This window comes from Thauera sp. SWB20 (assembly GCF_000831325.1).
Classification (GTDB): domain Bacteria; phylum Pseudomonadota; class Gammaproteobacteria; order Burkholderiales; family Rhodocyclaceae; genus Thauera; species Thauera aminoaromatica.
In genome coordinates, this window is the sequence record NZ_JTDM01000021.1 from 247,594 (window position 1) to 265,182 (window position 17,589).

The window sequence follows — 17,589 nt, forward strand, 5'->3', positions numbered from 1 at the left end:
TTGCCATGAAAAGCGGACGTTCTCTCGTGAGCCTGGCCCAGGAACTCGAGCGCCAGTTGCACTCGAAGAAGGATCTGATCGTGCCCTCGACGCTGGTGCGCCATGCCACCGACGACCGGGGCGAGACCCGCCTCGTCATCGAGGAGGGCGGCGGCCCGGTGCGCTATGGCGTCACCCCGCTGGCGCGCCGCCAACTGGCGGAGAAGCTGAAGATTCCGTATGCCTACTTCGAGCGCATGCGTGAAGACCAGCCGGCCCTGCTCGACCGCAACGTGAACACTTGGCTACAAAGCGAGGAAGAGCGGCGCATGCTGCGTACCCTCGACGGCCAGGTTCGGGCCGTGCTGTCGGATCGCTACCGGCGTCTGGACAACTTCGACCTGGCCGAGAGCGTGCTGCCCATCCTGCAGCAGTTGCCGGAGGTACGCTTCGAGTCGGTCGAGTTGACCGAAACGCGCATGTACCTGAAGTGCATCACGCCGCGCCTGAAGTACGAGATGGCACCCGGCGACGTGGTGCAGGCCGGTGTGGTGATCTCGAACTCGGAGGTCGGCCATGGGACGCTGTCGGTGCAGTCCCTACTCTTCCGGCTCGTTTGCAGCAATGGCCTAATCGCCGCCGACCGCTCGCTGCGCAAGACCCACGTGGGCCGTACGCTCAGCGCCGAGGATGAGGGCATCACGGTGTATCAGGACGACACCTTGCGCGCCGACGACAAGGCCTTCTTCCTGAAGGTGCGCGATGTGGTGCAGGCGGCAGTGTCGGAAGCGACCTTCCGCCAGACGGCGCAGAAGCTGCAGAAGACGCTCGCCATCCCGCTGGTGGGCGATCCGGTGAAGACGGTCGAGGTGCTGGCGCAGCGCTACACCTTGAACGACACCGAGCGCGCCGGCGTGCTGCGGCACCTGATCGCCGAAGGTCAGCTCTCGGGCTATGGGTTGGTCAATGCGGTCACGCATTACAGCCAGGAGGTCGAGGACTACGACCGCGCGACGGAGTTCGAAGCGCTGGGCGGCCGCCTCATCGACCTGCCGGCCCATGAGTGGAAAGGGCTGGCGGAAGCTGCCTAATCCTGAAGATCGCTGAAAGCCGGCCGGGGTATACGCCCCGGCCCGGCCTTCTGCCCTTCCCCGCCACGCCCATGCCAAAGACATTGGTATTCCGCTTGGCGTGGTCGTCGCAGCGGGTCTGCGACGGGGCGACTCCCCAAGCGACGGCATCGATCGGACCTTGCGTGTGGCAAGGATGGCGAAGCCCCTCGCCGCCCGGTAAATGCTATTGCTATACAGCGTTCGCGGTATCTATTCTGATCCAGATCTACCCTCACTACACCCCATCGCGCCCGATCGCTCACGAAGGTTTCCAACCTCGACGTCGTGGGCATCTGTCGCACTAGGGCGAACCGGAGACCAGGCCCATGAGTCACGTGACCCTTACCGACGCCGAATGGATCAACCTGAACGTGCTCGTCGTCATACGCGCCGGTCTCCAGCATGACATGGCTTCAACCTGCTGCCGCTACGGGCTCGACACCGAACAAGCCAACTACCTTCGAAGCTTGAGCCTTGATGATCTGTGGTCTCTGGTGATCCACGTCGGCGACACGACCCTGTTCCCGCCGCGCGCCGACCTGGTAACGCTCTTGAACGCTCCCCGGCCGCTGGCAGGCCCCATGGCACTCGTCCATCCACCCAAACCCATCGAAGGCCGGCGGTAGGAACCGAGACCCATGCCGACGCGCGGCGACCGGCACCTGCGCGCCATCCAACTGGCGAAGCAATTGGTGGCGCTCGGCGCACGGCTGAAGACCATCCACCTCATCACCGGCATCCCGCCGCGTCAGGTGCAGGCTCTCTTCTTCCCCGATCCCAGAAGCATCCCACGTGGACGCGCCCCCGATTCGGCCGAGTGGTACCACGGCGCCAACCTCATTCTGCGTACCGATGCCTGCCTCATCGGCGCCAAGTATCGCCAGTTGCGCATCCAAGGGCTCACCGCCGGCGACGCCCTGGTCCTCGCCTACCGCGCCTACCAGGCCGCCACGCAGCCGCCTCATCGCATCAGCCTGGATCGCGCCTTCAACCTCGTCTCCTATATCGATGGCATCTGGCTGGCCACCGCACCCACGCTGTCCGTGCTCCCCTGCCCGAGCTGCGGCTGCGAGTTCATTGCCGCCGTCGGCACCGTGGCACACGGCGACGCTTGCCCCTTCTGCAAGCTCCTGGAACGCTTTCACCTGGACCATCGCATCCAGGCCTCCTACCCGGCCCGCGCCACCCGCGACATGACGGAGCGCCAACTGGGCATGCTGGCGCTCTTTCACCTGCTGAGCCCCGGGAGCGATACCCCCGCCGAATAGGCCCCGTTTCGACGCGACAGGCCGCGCAGACGCCACGAGAATGATCGCATCCCATCCTTCCGGCATTGCGGTGCCGCCATGCCTGCCACACCAACGCCCGCCACTGCGTACCCCGCCTCCGACCCCGGTTTCGCCGCACTGCCCGTCGACGAGTTGCTGGCCGGCGAAGCAGACCTGATCGCGCGCATCAAGCTCTGCTACGGCGCCGACCGGGACGGCTTCGAGCGCGACATCTTGGCGCTGGTGCGCCGCTACGCCGCCTGCGTGCATCTCCTGCCTGCGACCGCCAACAACTACTTCAGCACGCCCGGCGGCCTGTTGCGGCTCGGCCTGGAGACGGCTTTCTTCAGCCTGCAAGGCACCGACGCGCACATCTTTTCGGGGCGGATGAGCATCTCGGCACGCCGGAAACTCGAGCCGCGCTGGCGCCACGCAACCTTCATCGCTGGCCTGTGCAGCGAATTGCACCGCCTATTGAGCCATGTCATCGTCACCGATGCCGCCGGCGAAACCTGGCCGGCCTTCCTGCAACCGCTGACGGACTGGTTGGCCTCGCGCGGCAGCGAACGCTATTTCCTGCGCTGGCGGCCCCAGGCCGTCGAAGCGCGCGGCCTGGGACTCTTCGCCCTGCCCCATGTGGTGCCGCCCGCGGTGATGGCCGACCTCGCCGAGGGCAATGCGGTCATCGTGCCCCACCTGCTGGCAAGCATCGGCGGCATCCCGGTCTATCGCGACCACAACATCCTCGATGAGCTCGTGCGCCGCTCGCTCGCGCTCGTCATCGACCGCAATCTGATCGCCAGCGCCGACCGCTATGGTTCGCCGCAATATGGCTCCCACCTCGAACGCTACCTGGTCGATGCCCTGCGGCGGCTCACCCGCGGCAACTCCGCCTGGCTGCCCAACCGCGATAAATCGCGCCTATGGTTCGGGCAGGATGGCCTGTTCCTGATCTGGCCCGGCGGCGCCGAGGATATCCACCAGTTGCTCGAGGCCGACCAACTGGCCGGCATTCCCAAGGCGCCCGAGACCGTGCTGGAACTGCTGCTGGCCGCGGGCGTGTTCGAGGCGGCGACGGCAGGCCGCTCGACCTGGTCTATCCAGCCGCCCGGTGCCAAGGCCCCCCTCGAAGCCGTCAAGCTCTCGGCCCCGGCGATTCTGCTCGCGGGAGTCGATCCGCCACCGGTAGCCCTACCTCAGGCGCTGGAATTCAAACCGGAGCGTGCGCCCGCCCCACCTGCGCCGCAAGCGCCCGGGCCCGAGCCTCCGTCGGTGCCCCCCGTCAAGAGCGGCACCCAGCTATCGCTGATACCGCCGCCCGAGCCGCCCGCCGGCAGCAAAGCCAGTGCAGCGGTGGAAAAATCGCCCGACCCATCCCCGCCGGAGCCGGCCTCGGAGCCGCCTCCCGCCGCCTTCGCTCTGCAAGCCCCGATGCGTCTGAATCCGGTCGTGCGCGACGCCCTGGCCGAGGCCGTCCGCACGCTCAACGATGGCATGGGGCCGCCCGCCGTGTGCACCATCGCCCAAGGCGTGTTCGTGCCCCTGGTCGAATTCGAGCGGCGCGGCATCCAACCGTCGCTCGCCATGCGGGCACTCGCCGAAACCAAGATGCTGGTCAGGCCAGGTCGGGATGCGCCGCCGACCCTGTCGCGCGATTTCAACGGCCATCCCACCGTCGGCATCGTGCTCGACCCGCGCTGCGTGCGCGGGCTCGATCTGGCGGGCTTCGCCGCGCCACCGGTGGAGGCAGGCTGAGATGCTGGTACGCCGCTACGAGATGCCCTGGCGCCGGGCCTACGAGGTCTATGCCGCCATCGCCTGGTGGGTGGCGCTGGTCTATTTCGTCGGCGTCGGCGTGACTGGCGCCCTCCCCCGGCAATTGGCCATGCCGCTGGCGCTCGTCTGCTTCGCCATGGGCGTGCTGCGGGTGGCCCAGGCGATGCATATGCTGGTCCTGCGGGCGTCGCTGGGCGGACGCGGTATCGAGGTCATCGGCACCGACACCCTGGCACGCTGGTGCAAGGATCCGGCCTCGGTGTTCCTGGGCTTCGGCTTCGAATGGCGGCCCGTGCATTCGCAACGGCTCTACGAGCTCGCCAAGATCGACTACCGGGAATTCGCGGTGTCACCGCGCCTGCTGCGGCTGCTCGGCTACAACGCCAAGCCTCAGCCGGACGCCGAGATCGGTCTGCCCTACATCCACGGGGTCGAACCGAAAGAAGGCCCCCTGCACCGGCCGCTGCAGAATTTCGAGGGCGGCACCCTGCTGGTCGGTACCACCCAGTCCGGCAAGGGCGTGGCGCTCGCCAACCTGGTCACCCAGGCGATCCGGCGCGGCGACGTGGTGATCGTCATCGACCCGAAGAACAGCCGGCGGCTCAAACGCGTCGTGGAGCGGGCCTGCGCCGACTACCGCGAGCCGGACACCTTCCTGGAGTTCCACCCGGCCTTCCCGGAACGCGGCGTGCGCCTGGACTTCACCTTCAACTGGCAGAAGCCCACCGAGATCGCCTCGCGCATCCAGTCGATCATGCCGCCGGACACCGCCGGCGCCTTCTCGGCCTTCGGCTGGGATGCGGTCAACGTCGTGGTGCAGGGCCTGGTCGAGCTCGAGGAGCGGCCGAATCTGGTCAAGCTCACCAAGTACATCGAGGGCGGCATCGAGCCGGTTCTGGAAAGCTCACTGCGCCGCTACTACGACCAGACCCTCGGCGCCGGGTGGCGGGAACTGCCCGAGATGAAGAAGCTCCTCAACGACGCCCACCGCGGCAACCTCAAGCGCCCGTCGGAAGCGGCCAGCGCCGACCTGGTGGCCTTCGTCGCCTACTACGAGCACCACATCGCCCAGAACCAGCGCAACAAGGTGATCGACGCCCAGGTGCGCACCTTCCGCCACAACCGGGAGCACTATCAGAAGATCACCGCCAACCTGCTCCCCATCCTGTCGATGCTGACCTCGGGCGATCTGGGGAAGAGCCTCTCACCCGACCCCTTCGATGCGGACGACAGGCGGCCCATCATGAATTTCGAGAAGATCGAGCGGGCGGGTCATGTGCTCTACATGTGCCTGGACTCCCTGCCCGACCCGTCCGTCGCCTCGGCCATCGGCGCCCTGGCGCTGGCTGACCAGGCAGCACGCGCCGGAATGCGCTACAACCTGGGCAGCTACCGGCGCATCGCGCTCTTCGTCGATGAGGTCTCGAACGTCATCAACCAGCCGCTCATCGAGATCCTCAACAAGGGCGCCGAGGGCGGCATCTTCACCACCTGCGCGATGCAGACCTTGGCGGACCTGGCCAAGCGGCTAGGCAGCGAAGATGCGGCACGCATGGCGCTGGGCAACCTCAACAACCTGATCGCGCTGCGCACCAAGGACCGGCCGACCCAGGACTTTGTCGTCGAGACCTTCGGCAAGACGGCGATCCATACGGTGCGCGTGGGCTTGAGCCACGGCTCGGACGCCCACCTCGGCGACTTCTCGTCGAGCTATTCCACCCAGCTCACCGAGAGCTTCGAGGAGATGGTGCCGGCGGACGTGCTGGGGAAGCTGCCCAACCTCCAGTACTTCGCCTCGGTGTCGGGCGGCCGGATCATCAAGGGGCGGTTTCCGATCCTCGATCCCGATGCGACGCCGCACCGCCCGGCAGGGAAGACGCCATGATCCGCGCCGTCGCCGTGGTATCGCTGCTCATCCTGCTGGTGCTCGTGCTGTATGTACCCGCGGCACATCCGCCGGAGCGCTTCCTCGCCCAACTGCGCGCCGAACATGAGGCGGCGGCTGCATACTGGGGTGGCGAGCCGGCCACCCGCATGCTGAATCGGTCGCTGAGAATGCAGGAGACGACGGCCGAGATTACCCCGATTCCTGCCGCGAAGGATGCGCCCTCGCCGGCGGGCGTGAATGGCGCCGTGTCCCGGGAGATGTCGTCGGTCAACCAGCGCCTCTTCAATAACGCCTACTTCCGCGCCGTCGACGCCCTGCTCCTGCTTGCCAGCTACCGGTTCGCCACTCTGCTCGAATGGCTGCCCGAGTTGACGGTGTTCGTCCTGGCCGCCCTCGTTGACGGCGGGTTCGCACGGCTCATCAAGGCCAAGGAATTCCTGCAGCACGATCCGGAGATGTTCGCGCTGTACGCGAGCTTGGGCATCATCTCTCTCTGCGCGACGGTCATCGGGTTCGTGCTGCCGGTGACGCTGCATCCCTTGCTGTTGCCTTGCGTGCCGCTGGTGGTCGGGGTGCTGGCGGGACGGGCGGTGGGATGTTTTCACCTGAGAGGGTAAGGAGCAAGTCTCGCGTTTCTCGATTGACTCAGCTCCAAGCCTCATATTTTATGGACCACATTCAGGCGTCCGTGGCGGCTCCGGAAGGGACAGAGGCGCCTGGCTTGCCGTCCCCATAACTCTTGCCGACAGGTCTGCCCCCGAAACATCCTCGTAGCGCGCGGGAATCTTGTCCTTCAGACGAAAGAGCCGCTGGTGAGCAGTCCTCGTTAGTTGGCCGTAGGTCGTGGCGACCACCCGTCCGCGCAGCACGCCCTCCTCCTTGATCTCCTTCTCGCGCGACGTCTTCTGAGCGATCTCGTGTCCCACTACGAAAGCCCTGAACATCGGCGTGCCGTCCAGAGCACCACTTCCGAGGAAGTCCTGCACGTATCCATCGGCCTGGTTCATTTCTTCTCTACCAATGGTCGATTTGCCCTTCTTCAACTCAACGATCAGCACGTCTCGAATGCGCATGAGGTTCGAATCGGCCGCGTCGAAGGACTCTGTGCCCACCACGGAGCAGGTGGCGTCGGCCAGGACCACAATATCAGGACGCTGGCGTGAGTTGGCGAACGCAGTCGTGGACACCCTCTTGCCGAAAACCTTCTCGGTGGCTGTTCTGAGGCTGACGTTCGAAGCGTATTCGCTACTGTCGAACTCCGGGCCGAAAAGCCAACGGGCCTGGGTAACGAGAGGGTGCAGGGTGTGCAGTTCGTCCGTCGCAGGATCGCCGCAAAGCTTTTCGATGGCTGCGATAACGGCCAGACGGTGGTCTATCTCGTCCAGGACGGACAGCGCGTCCCTGACCGTCCACTGCCCGAGAAGCCTGTCCAGCCCCTCGATGTCAGCATCGTCGAGTTTGGTAAGTTTCTCGAGCAGGGCGGCCCCGCCCCGGGAGCGCTCTAGGTTGATGACGGCCTGGACGGCCGCCGAGAGAGTGTCGGGGTGGATGGCCGGGTTGGCCTTCACCAGTTCCTGGGTGAAACTGGCAACCTCGATTCGCCCCAAAGGCGAGAGTTCCCTGAACTGCTCGCGGTTGCGCACGAGCACCTCCTCGGAACTCTCCTCGACGAGCGTTGCGGAGAGTTTGGCGAAAACTTCCTGTGCGTACATGCGCACCGCAGCGAACAGTGCGTCAGTTTTCGGCCCCGCCTTGAACCGCGCCCAGTCCGCCTCGACCTCACCCATCCATCCGTCTTCGGTCTTTACCACGATCGAATAGCGCTTGGCGAAACGCGCCCTTCCGTCCACGACGGCATCCGTCCCGACGACCCAGCCCGGCGTCCCGACCAAACGACCGTTCACCCAGAAGGCAACGCCCTGGTAGATGGTCGATTTTGCCGCACGGGTTGAATCGACTACGAACGCCTCCGCGGCAGGACAACCGGGTATTTCGAGCGCGGCCCGCTCAATGAGGCCCGATTGGTCGGCCAGCGATACTGACTGACCGTTGACCCTCACAACGAATTGCGGATCGTGCAGAAAGCGCGCCGATAGGATTTCCCGAATGCGATCCGGATCCGGAAGATGGCGCGCCACAGCCACGGAAAGCCGGGTCCCGCTTCCGGTCCTAAGGAAAGACGATTCCTTCTCGATCCTGAAAGGGTTCTCTCGGCTCTGCGTACCTATCTCGAAGCCGGCCCCCTTGCCCTCGCGCCACGTTTCAACCGAATAGGAGTCGGCGAAACAGAGAAGCCCGTGGCGTCCCACGCCATTCCGGCCGTAGGCGCGTCTGCGCCAGTTCTTTCGCTCGGCGGGGAACTCGACGTTCGCCCCCTGGTGGCGCAGCCGATCATAGCCAAGCGTCATCCAGCGCCCCTTGAACTGCGCTGCGCTCATTCCGTGTCCATCGTCCTGGACGACTAGCGTACCGTCCCTAACAGGGGGAATCGTCAGATCGACCAGAGAGGCACCAGCGTCCCATGCGTTGGCCACCAGTTCAGTAAGTGCAACCTCCGGATCGTGCGCGATGCGCCCAAGCGTCCTGACGAGGTAATCTTCCTCGAACAGCGAGCCGAATCCGGTCTCCTTCTTGCGCGGCCTACTAGCCATGTCAGGGCGCCCCGTCCTTGAAGCCGGGAACCGTGAAAACGTCGATGTCCGTCCTGCGCACGCGACGGCTCGCCGGACGGTGCGAGGCCAAACCCGTGGCCGGCTTATATATGTCCAACCCTCTACCGAGCTTGAATAGCAAGCCGTGGTCGCACACCACATACCGGTCGTGAATCGTCGGGTCGATTCTGATGGTGAGGCTCGTTCCGAACGAACGAAACAGGTCGGTGCCAACCTCGTCCATGATTCGCGCGCTCGCGCCGGTACCCTCGTTCCACGTCGCGGACGTGACGACAAGGATTTCCTTCGGTTTCGCCACCTCGGCCACAACGAGTAGGAATTCCTTGAGATTCCGAACCTGATGAGGCAGAGCTAGATACGGGTCGATGAGGGCGATGCGGGAGCATCCGGAAAGAAGCGACCGTTCGAATATCTTTTCGAAAGGCCATCCAGCGTCGCCGTCGTTGAGTCTTAGCCGTTTGCGGGTCTTCGTAGCCTCCTTTTGGATCGACTCGAACCAATCCTCGGTTTCGGCGCCATACTCGCTCGTCCAAGAAGCCCTTTCCCTCTCAGGAACGTCCGGCGGCTGCGGCACCGGGTCCTCCGGGGTCTCCAACAGCGGAGTGCAGGCCTCGACAACGCCCAGGATGGCCGAGACGGTGCCGTCGCATTCGCGCTCGAAGGATTCCCGTTCACCGCCGATATGCGCCGTGGCCGCAGCCTTGATGTCCTGCTCCGCGCCGGCAAGGGTTGCATCCACCTCGGCCAATGCGTTCCGGGGAACCCCGTCGGCCTCGACGACCAGGAACCGGCCGAAAGCCGCACCCCGCTCCCGAAGATGCGCAGTCAGCGCGTTCTGAAGTAGATTCCTGACCTCCGAGTAGAAGGCACGCACCTCGTTGGACTGGTGGTAGGTGGTGCCCTTCCCGAAGATGTCCGCAACCTTCTCACGGGCAGCAGAAATCTTGTCGGACACCTCGTCGGAGACGAAATCGTCAAGGAACGAGACGATGCGCTGCTCCTCGGCTGCGATGAGGTCGTTAGCAGCCGCCAGCGACTTTTCGAGGGAGCCGGCCAGAGTCTTGGTGAGATCGAACGGCAAGGTCGCACCGAGATCAAGTTTTTCGGCCAGTTCACCGCTCGACGACGAGAGGGCCGAAAGATGCTTCTCGAAATGTTCGACGAACACGGCGAAATGGGCCGTCATATCTGAAAGCAATTGCTGCACGCGGGGGAATATCTTGTTGGCGACCTTGCCTTGAAGGTCGTGCATATACCCCCAATAGCCGGAACGGCGCGTCTTCCAATGCTTCCCGACGTCAGTCGATTCGAAAGCTCCCAGTTCCCTGTCCGCCAGCAGCCCTATTGCCTCGATAAGGTGATCGTTCCTTTTGTCGGCGTCCTCGAGGTTCTTGCGCAGGATCGCGACATCGGATTCGGCTGCGGATTGAAATCTTTGCCGAGCAGACTCAAAGTCCTTGCGAAAGGTGGCTAGCCTTTGTTCGGCCACCTCCCCGTCCCTGATGTCGCGAAGAGCGGCCCGCCGGTTCGTGATGACACCTAGGAGATCGTCCAGGGCCGACTTCGATCCGGAAGCGATATTGTGGGCGACCATGGCCAAGCGGGACTCGGTCGAAAGCAGTTTGAGGAGTTGCGCCTTCATTCGCTCGATGCCGCCGGGATCCTCCGGGTGGATACCGTGCTCGACGGCCTTTCCATCCTTCCAGTCGCGGTGCTTGCGCGCGGAGGTGAAAACCAGGCCAACGACGCCAAGTTGTTCGCGATATCGCCGCATTGCAGGCGAATCGTCGCTCCCGAGCTCGGCCAACGTCGCGTCGATCTCGTCTCGGATGCGCCTCTCCTCCCGCCGAATGCGGTGGGCGAGCGTCTCCGGATCCTCGTCGTTGTCTTCGGCTGCTGACAGGTGCTGCTCGTAGGTCTTGTCCACCTGCGTTATGACGAAGATGAGTTGCTTGACGGTCCCTCGTCGGAGGAGCGTCAGCATGAAATCTTTCTCGGACTGGCCGTAGGCGACTCCGGATTGTGTGAGGAAGAGGACCGCGTCCACTTCTTCGACAGCCTTTTCCGTGAGCGTCACCCGGAAGCGCTCGGTGTCGTCCAGGCCCGGGGTGTCCACCAGCAGCACGCCCTCCTCCAGAAGGAGTGATGGGGAGGTGATTTCGATTCCCTCGACAAGGCAGTGGTGAGGACGAGTGCCCGAGGTAAACTCCTTGAGGCGCCTGCGGAACGCGTTCTCTGCGGACTTCTCGCCGGGCTTGTCGAGCGTGATTTCCAGAACATGCCCGCCGGGCTTCACGTACGTCCTTTCGAGGGCCGCAAGGTCAAACGTTTCAACGACCTGCCCCTCGGCGTTCTTGCGCGCCTTGCCATCGAAGCTGAGCCACATCTTCATGCGGTGGGCGTCGATGTGCTTGGGATCCTCGGCGTGGAGCTTGCGAAAGCCGTCCCATGCGTCGGCTCCGACGAAGCGGATTCTGGCTTTCACCGTCGAACCATGTACGAAAGTCGTAACGGCGGCAGTTTCGGGACTGGTGTCCTCTCCGGCGAGTCTCGCGCCGAGCAGTTCGTTCACGAAGGACGACTTGCCCGCCTTGAAGCGCCCGACAACGGCAACCTTGTAGTGTTCGGGAACGACCTGGGTTTTCAGGATCGAATCAAGGGCCTCTGCCGTCCTCGCGCAGTCCCGGCCTATGCCCCAGGCAGGCTCCCTCGCATCCCTGACCTTGTGCAAGAGGGTGTCCCTGATTCCCTCGACGCTCGAACGCAGGGTTTGGATTTCCGTTCTCAGCTGTTTCGGCGATTTCACTTGGCTTGCCTCCTCAGTCATGATACTAATCACAATGCGACGGATACACGATTTCTAATGGTTTGATGGACACATTCTAGGGCGACTTATATACTTTTGGCAACGATCTGCATAATCATTCATCAACTCGACCGAGACACCCTGGATGTCGAACGAACAGCTTGCCAACCTGACCCAGCCGCAACGGGATCGCCTGGCCTTCGTGGAGTTGCGCGTCCGCTTCATTGGTGAGATACGCCGACAGGACCTGGTGTCCCGGTTTGCAATCCAGTCAGCGGCGGCGACCCGGGACCTAGCCCTGTACAAGGAACTGGCCCCCGGCAACATCGACTACGACGCCACTGCGAAGGCATACGTCCTGGGCGAAGACTTCCGGCCGGTGTTCGACTTCCCACCGGAACGGGTGCTTTCCTGGCTCACTCAGGGCTTCGGCGACGGCGAGCCCTTGCGCATCAAGGTTTGGGTGAACAACGAAATCTCGGCGCGACTCACGCAGCCAGACCTGGATGGGCTCGCCTGCGTCACCCGGGCCATCCATCAAGAACGCCCGCTCAAAATCGAGTACCACTCGATCTCCAGCGGTCGCACCCAGCGGGAGATCGTTCCCTCCGCGCTGATCGATAACGGCTTGCGGTGGCATGTACGCGCCTTCGACCGCAAGACCCGAGAGTTCCGCGATTTCGTGCTGACCCGAATCAAGCGCCCCATCGTGCTCAAAGGCAGCGAGATCGAGGCGCACGAGCGCAGCGACCAGGACATCCAGTGGACGCGGATCGTCGAGATCGACTTGATCCCGCACCCGGATCAACCCAGGCCGGAGATCACAGAAATGGACTACGGCATGCACAACGGGGCGCTGCACATGAAGCTCAGGGCAGCGACGGTCGGCTATGTCCTTCGCAAATGGAGCGTCGACTGCTCTCCCGACCATAGCCTCCGCGGGCCTGAGTACCGACTTTGGCTGAAGGACCATCTCGCGATCTACGGCGTCAAGAACGCAGTGCTGGCCCCGGGATACCGGTCCCCTGATCTACAGCGGTTTGAAGCCGAGACGGACTGAGGAGACGGCGTGGTCGAACAGTTGGATCGCATCGTCGACGAGGTCGAAGCACTGCAAAGCAAATTGGTGTTGCTGATCGCAGAAGGCGGGATGAGCAAGTCCTCCTTACTGCATGAGCTCGCTCAACGTCGCGCCTCGACGGTGATGAACATCGGCAGCGAGTTGGGCGCGCGATTGGCCGCACCCCCTTTCAAGCAACGTGCATTGGCTGTTCCCGAGGCATTGCGGGAGCTCGCAGACAGGCATGCGGCTCACGGCGTGGTGCTGCTGGACAACATCGAGCTGCTGTTCGACCGTAGCCTGCGGCTGGATCCGCTCGACCTGCTGAAGCAACTTGCTCGGGCACGTCGGGTGGTGGCGGTCTGGCCCGGTCAGTTGCGTGAGGGACGGCTGATCTACGCCGAAATGGGACATCCGGAGCATCAGGACTACAGCATCGACGGTCTGGTGCCCTTCGAAATTCAGTAACGGGGAGGAAAGGAACGCATGCGCTACGGCGATCTCATTCAATTCGAACCGATCGAATCGGTCATTCAGCTGCTCGACGCCAACCGGCCGGACGAGATCGGGCGGCCATGGAAGTTCAAGTTATCCGAGGCGGATGAATGGGTCCGCTCGGGAGGAGCCAGGGACGATTCGTCCGACAACAAGAACGACAGGGTGTAACGACGGGTATGCTGCCTTCGATTTTTGAAACGTGCACGCCGAGAGCCGAGATCTTGGCGGGGACCCTTCCAGACGCCATCTTCGCTGCCGATCTCTGGGATGTTTTGACCGGCCGCGCACATCAGGACTACCTGGACCCGGAGCGCTTTTTTGCGGGCACCTATCCGACCGACAACCTCAAGCTGTTGCTGCGCGACGTTGCAGAACGTCTCGCCGGCGTTGAGGGTGGCAATCCCGTGTTCCGTCTGGAAACCGGCTTTGGTGGCGGCAAGACCCACAGTCTGATCGGCGCCACTCACGTAGCCAAGCACGGTAGCGACCTGGCGCAACGCCTGTCTGATTGGGGCATTCGCTCGTTCCCTATGCCCGGTTCGGCCGGGATCGCCGCATTTGTCGGAGAAAACTCCGACCCTCTGCGCGGCGTTGCACTGAGCATCGAAGGTCGGCAGGCAGTCGCCTATACGCCGTGGGGCCAGATTGCCCTCATGGCGGGGGGGCTTGCCGGCTACGAGCAAATCAAGGAAAACGACATTGCGGGCATCGCACCGTCCCGCGAAGCGCTTGAAAAATCCCTTGGTGAAGGGCCACGACTGATTCTTATCGACGAGTTGGTCTTGTATATGGCGAAGTGTGCGGCACTGCCTGAAGACCAGCCGCGTAGCCGAGTCAATGGTCAATGGCCGACCTTCTTCCAGACTCTCTTCAGCGTTGCATCGCGGCGCCCCGAGACTGTAGTCATTCTCACGCTGCCTTCCGAAAAGGACGCCAACCGCCGCTTGACTTCCGAGCTCAAACAGCACCTACCTACCGTTTTGGAGGTGGTGAACGAAATGGAGCAATCCTCGGCACGGCAAGCGCGCAACCTGACGCCTACACAGTCAACCGAAAGAGCCGCGGTGCTGGCTCGACGCCTTTTCGACAAAGTCGATTCGGGCGTTGCGACAAGTGTTGCTCAAGCATTCGTTGCGTACTACGAGGAGCAACGTGAGGCCGGCGCGCCCATCGATAACCGTGCGTTTGAAGCAAACTATGCGGAGCAGATCCGCGTCGGTTATCCCTTCCATCCAGAATTCATCCGGCTGTTCGCCGAGCGCCTGGCCGACATTCCCGAGTTCCAGGCAACGCGTGGAGCACTTCGCCTCGTGGCGCGCACTGTCGCCGCGGTTTGGGCCAACAAGCGCCAGTTGAAGGGGACGCCGCTCCTCCAGCCGCAACACGTCGATCTCAATCGCAGCGAAATCCGTGATGAGGTGCTTGCCCGTCTTGGACGCGGCGCTTTTGAGCGCGGACTCGAGGTCGACGTCATGCGCCCCGAAGGTGGAACGCATGCCAACGTTGTCGAGACGGGGTGGCCGTGGAAAGCGGCGACCGAATCGGCTCAGGTCGTCTTCCTCCATAGTCTGCCGGAAGGCTCGCGGGGACTCCTGCCCGCGGAGGTTACGCTTGCCCTTGGTCGCCCAGGCACTGACCTGCAATATGTTCCCGCAGCCCTGGAGCAGACGGAGAAACGTGCCTGGTATATGCGGCGAGAGGGCGATCACTACCTGTTCCGCACCCGAGCCTCAATCAACAAGCGCTATCAGGAACGACTCGGCGAACTGCAATCCCACCCGGGCGAGATTCGTGAAACCCTCGACCAATGGGTTGAAGACGTCTTCAGCGGGTTTCGTGACCTTCAGATCGTACTCTTCCCGCAGGATCACACGGCAATCGGCGACCAGGCCGATCGCATCCGGCTGGCTGTCATCCATTACGACAAGGAGTGCGGAGCCGTTGGCGGCGGCGACCGGCTCAATTTCGTGCGCAGGCTGTTCTCGACTACCGGCGTCAACGAAAGCCCCCGTCGTTACCGCAACAACCTGCTCTTCCTGCTCGCGGAATCGTCCCGAGTCGCTGGCTTGAAGGATGCGGTCCGCAGCCTGATCGCGTGGGAGCGTGTCCGGAAGGACATCGAGGACGAGGAAAAGGCCATGGCGCAGGCTGCCGGTGCCGACTTCCGGGCATTGCGAGATCAAGCGCGGCGCGGAGCCACCGGCGTGCCCGCCGAGTTTCTGGCACTGGAGAGCGATCTCGGCGAAGTGCTGGAAAAGCTCGGGCCCCAGGAACTCAATGTCCGCTCGAAGCTTCTCGAAGCCTACCGCATCATCACCTTTCCCAAAGGACACGGCGATGCCGATGATTTGTTCGCAGGCGGTGGTGGCGGACCCGTCCTCGAATGCTATCGCGTCGACTTTGGCGAGGTGCCGGATGGCCACCGCCAAGCGCGTCGGAATGTTCGGGAGACTGTGGAAGAGCGACCGATCCTGCAGTGTCTGCGGCAGTACCAGAAGCTCGTCCCCGAGGCGACGCCAGAGAGCCCAATCGTGCTGGCACCCGCCATCGTCAAACGGGAACCTTTGTGGAAGTCCGGAGAAAAGCGGCTCTCAACCGAGGAAATATGGGAGCGCATCCGGCGTGAGCCGGAACTGCCGATGGTATTGCGCCAGACCGATCTCTTGCCCACCTTTACCGCCGGGCTTGCCGTAGAGCCGGATGGGCTGTGGGTCTACTACAATCAGGCTGAGAAGCGCGTCTATGGTAGGGATGGTGTTCCTGCCGTATCGCCAGTCATCGCCGCCAATCAATTCTTGTATGACCCGGTGGCTGCGATCAACGACCGGATCATGCCGGTTGTCGGTCTCACTGCAGAAACGGTGTGGCAACAGTTGTGGCCGAGGGAAGGTGCTGAACACAAGCGGACCATCAATTCCCAGCACCTCGCCGAGGCGGCCAAGCAGTCCGTGCATTTCCCGGTATTACCCGAACGGTCAGTTCTATGGCAGGCGCTTCAGGAAGGTGCTCGCGAAAACCGCTGGATCCTCTATCTGCGTGGCGCCAACATCGCCATCGGTGCTCAGGAGATGGGCGAATGGCCCAATCTGCCCCGCATCGATGAAAGCACGGAGCTGTGGGCCTACGCCGCGGCGCTGGATGGCGGCATTTATCCGCGGGCGCAGGGCGGTGCTCCAGACTCCGAGACTCCCATCACGCCGTCGGCAGTGAAAGCCAAGTGCTGGCCAGCAGGCGGCGACCAAGTCGGCACCGAGGATCTCGAGCGCTATGCCCGCAGTATCTGGCCGGGCCTTAGTCGAGGTGCATATCAAGAGGTGGTGCGCGAAGGGGTGACCCAGCGCATTTGGGGTATCTGGAAGAAAGGTGCCGACGAAGCCTTCCATGTGGCGCAAGACCCGCCTGCCCCCTATTGGGTTGGCACTGACTGCGTGCTCGTGGACCTCGCGGCTCCACTCGCTGGGCAACTCGATAATCTTCGGCCAGGACGAGGCCCCCAGCCCGTCGATGCTTTCGACACGCCGCGGCAGGCATTGACCGCCGTTTGGGACGCCCTCGGTGCATTTCCGGCGGTACATCTCTCTCGCATGGAACTGACGGTAAATGCCCGCGATGCGCTCGACAATACCCTGCGGGCCACCTGGGCCGATCGCCCGAGCAACGCCAAAACCGTCGCCTCGGTGTCGGCGAGCGGCCAGCGAGACATGGATGGCACGCGCGAAAGCGTCAGCCTCAATTTTGAAGGCCGATTTGAGGAAGTCGCCGCCATGCTTTCCCCAGTCTGGCCGTTCCAGCGTAGCGGCGATCTGGACGTTACTGTCTGCGTCGCAATCGCCTTCGACCCGCCGGTGCCACTTGCCGATCCCGCCCTTGACACCTACCGCACAGCAGTGATGAATGCGAACCAGGGCATGTTGCACTTGCGTGCGATTCCCGCTCGAAAACGCGAGGGAAGTTAATGGAGCGGTTCAGACTCCGTGTTCGAAACGAGCCGAAGCGCGGCGACATCTGGGAACTGCATCTCTTTCCAGATCAGCCTCATCGCATCCTGCGAGAAGTCGATGCCAGAATTTTGGGCTCGGCATCCAGCCCGGAGGCCATCCTCTGGTTGCGCAAGCTGGCTACGCCATATCTCGCACGTAGCAGCGACCAGGCGGGCAATTCGGCAGCGATTGATTCTGAAGAGTTCGGTCCGCGATCCGAACCGCGTTGGCTCGAGCACGAAGACGGAATGCGCCTCGCGCTGGCGTTTTCCAGCGCCCGCTGGCTGGTGACGTCGCGCCAGCGCACCATGTTCCGGGATGGGCTGTATGCGCTGCCTTCTGAGGTGGTCTTGTACTGGTTCACGCTGTGCTTCTATGGTTATCGGCAGGCTGCCGGTCGGGCGGCCTTGCGCGTCCTGCTGGCATACGACGAAGCGAGCGATGACGCCAATGAGTCACGCAAGAAGAAGCGTTCGAGCGAGGAGCCGACCCATCCGCAGCTGTTTGGCGGCGAGTCGGTTCGCGAACAGAATTCCAATGACAATTAAGC

The 17,589-nt window shown here is 63.3% G+C and carries 13 protein-coding genes; 11 read left to right on the plus strand and 2 right to left on the minus strand.

Annotated elements, in window-relative coordinates; all coding sequences use genetic code 11:
- Positions 1–5 precede the first annotated feature (5 nt).
- The 6 genes from PO78_RS18570 to PO78_RS18595 all read left to right on the plus strand — a co-directional run bounded on the left by PO78_RS18570 (position 6) and on the right by PO78_RS18595 (position 6,640).
- Positions 6–1,070: a DUF932 domain-containing protein gene (locus PO78_RS18570; protein ID WP_043745896.1), complete on the plus strand. Its 1,065-nt coding sequence runs from the start codon at positions 6–8 to the stop codon at positions 1,068–1,070.
- Positions 1,071–1,417: 347 nt separating this feature from the next.
- Positions 1,418–1,717: a hypothetical protein gene (locus PO78_RS18575; protein WP_043745899.1), complete on the plus strand. Its 300-nt coding sequence runs from the start codon at positions 1,418–1,420 to the stop codon at positions 1,715–1,717.
- A 12-nt stretch (positions 1,718–1,729) separates the two neighbouring features.
- Positions 1,730–2,359, plus strand: a complete 630-nt coding sequence (locus tag PO78_RS18580) for a FlhC family transcriptional regulator (protein ID WP_052484459.1) — start codon at positions 1,730–1,732, stop codon at positions 2,357–2,359.
- A 78-nt stretch (positions 2,360–2,437) separates the two neighbouring features.
- Positions 2,438–4,114, plus strand: a complete 1,677-nt coding sequence (gene mobH, locus PO78_RS18585; RefSeq protein WP_043745902.1) for a MobH family relaxase — start codon at positions 2,438–2,440, stop codon at positions 4,112–4,114.
- A 1-nt stretch (position 4,115) separates the two neighbouring features.
- Positions 4,116–6,020: a conjugative transfer system coupling protein TraD gene (gene traD, locus PO78_RS18590; protein WP_043745905.1), complete on the plus strand. Its 1,905-nt coding sequence runs from the start codon at positions 4,116–4,118 to the stop codon at positions 6,018–6,020.
- Complete coding sequence (locus PO78_RS18595) at positions 6,017–6,640, plus strand: DUF4400 domain-containing protein (RefSeq protein ID WP_043745908.1); 624 nt, start codon at positions 6,017–6,019, stop codon at positions 6,638–6,640. Before traD ends, PO78_RS18595 begins: the two co-directional genes overlap by 4 nt.
- 48 nt (positions 6,641–6,688) lie before the next feature.
- Here PO78_RS18595 and PO78_RS18600 read toward each other — a convergent pair whose 3' ends face one another.
- Together PO78_RS18600 and PO78_RS18605 are read right to left on the minus strand one after the other, a co-directional pair.
- The gene (locus PO78_RS18600; protein WP_052484460.1) at positions 6,689–8,674 is read right to left on the minus strand and encodes an ATP-binding protein; all 1,986 of its coding nucleotides are present in this window, start codon (positions 8,672–8,674) and stop codon (positions 6,689–6,691) included.
- Position 8,675: 1 nt separating this feature from the next.
- Positions 8,676–11,501: a dynamin family protein gene (locus tag PO78_RS18605; RefSeq protein ID WP_043745911.1), complete on the minus strand. Its 2,826-nt coding sequence runs from the start codon at positions 11,499–11,501 to the stop codon at positions 8,676–8,678.
- Positions 11,502–11,646: 145 nt separating this feature from the next.
- On the opposite strand from PO78_RS18605, the gene PO78_RS18610 reads away from it, so the two are divergent.
- From PO78_RS18610 to PO78_RS23000, 5 genes are read left to right on the plus strand one after another with little or no spacing between them, the layout of a single operon-like run.
- Entirely contained in the window at positions 11,647–12,561 is a 915-nt protein-coding gene (locus PO78_RS18610) for a WYL domain-containing protein (RefSeq protein WP_043745914.1), read from the plus strand.
- 9 nt (positions 12,562–12,570) lie between these two features.
- Positions 12,571–13,029 (plus strand): BREX-3 system P-loop-containing protein BrxF, encoded by a 459-nt coding sequence (gene brxF, locus PO78_RS18615; RefSeq protein ID WP_043745917.1) that lies wholly within the window; start codon positions 12,571–12,573, stop codon positions 13,027–13,029.
- Between the two features lie 18 nt (positions 13,030–13,047).
- A complete protein-coding gene (locus tag PO78_RS18620; protein WP_043745920.1) occupies positions 13,048–13,227 on the plus strand; it encodes a DUF6079 family protein in 180 nt (59 codons plus the stop codon).
- An 8-nt stretch (positions 13,228–13,235) separates the two neighbouring features.
- The gene (locus PO78_RS18625) at positions 13,236–17,015 is read left to right on the plus strand and encodes a DUF499 domain-containing protein (RefSeq protein WP_043745923.1); all 3,780 of its coding nucleotides are present in this window, start codon (positions 13,236–13,238) and stop codon (positions 17,013–17,015) included.
- Complete coding sequence (locus PO78_RS23000) at positions 17,015–17,587, plus strand: DUF7680 family protein (RefSeq protein ID WP_156147852.1); 573 nt, start codon at positions 17,015–17,017, stop codon at positions 17,585–17,587. The genes PO78_RS18625 and PO78_RS23000 overlap by 1 nt, the downstream gene beginning before the upstream one ends.
- Positions 17,588–17,589 lie beyond the last annotated feature (2 nt).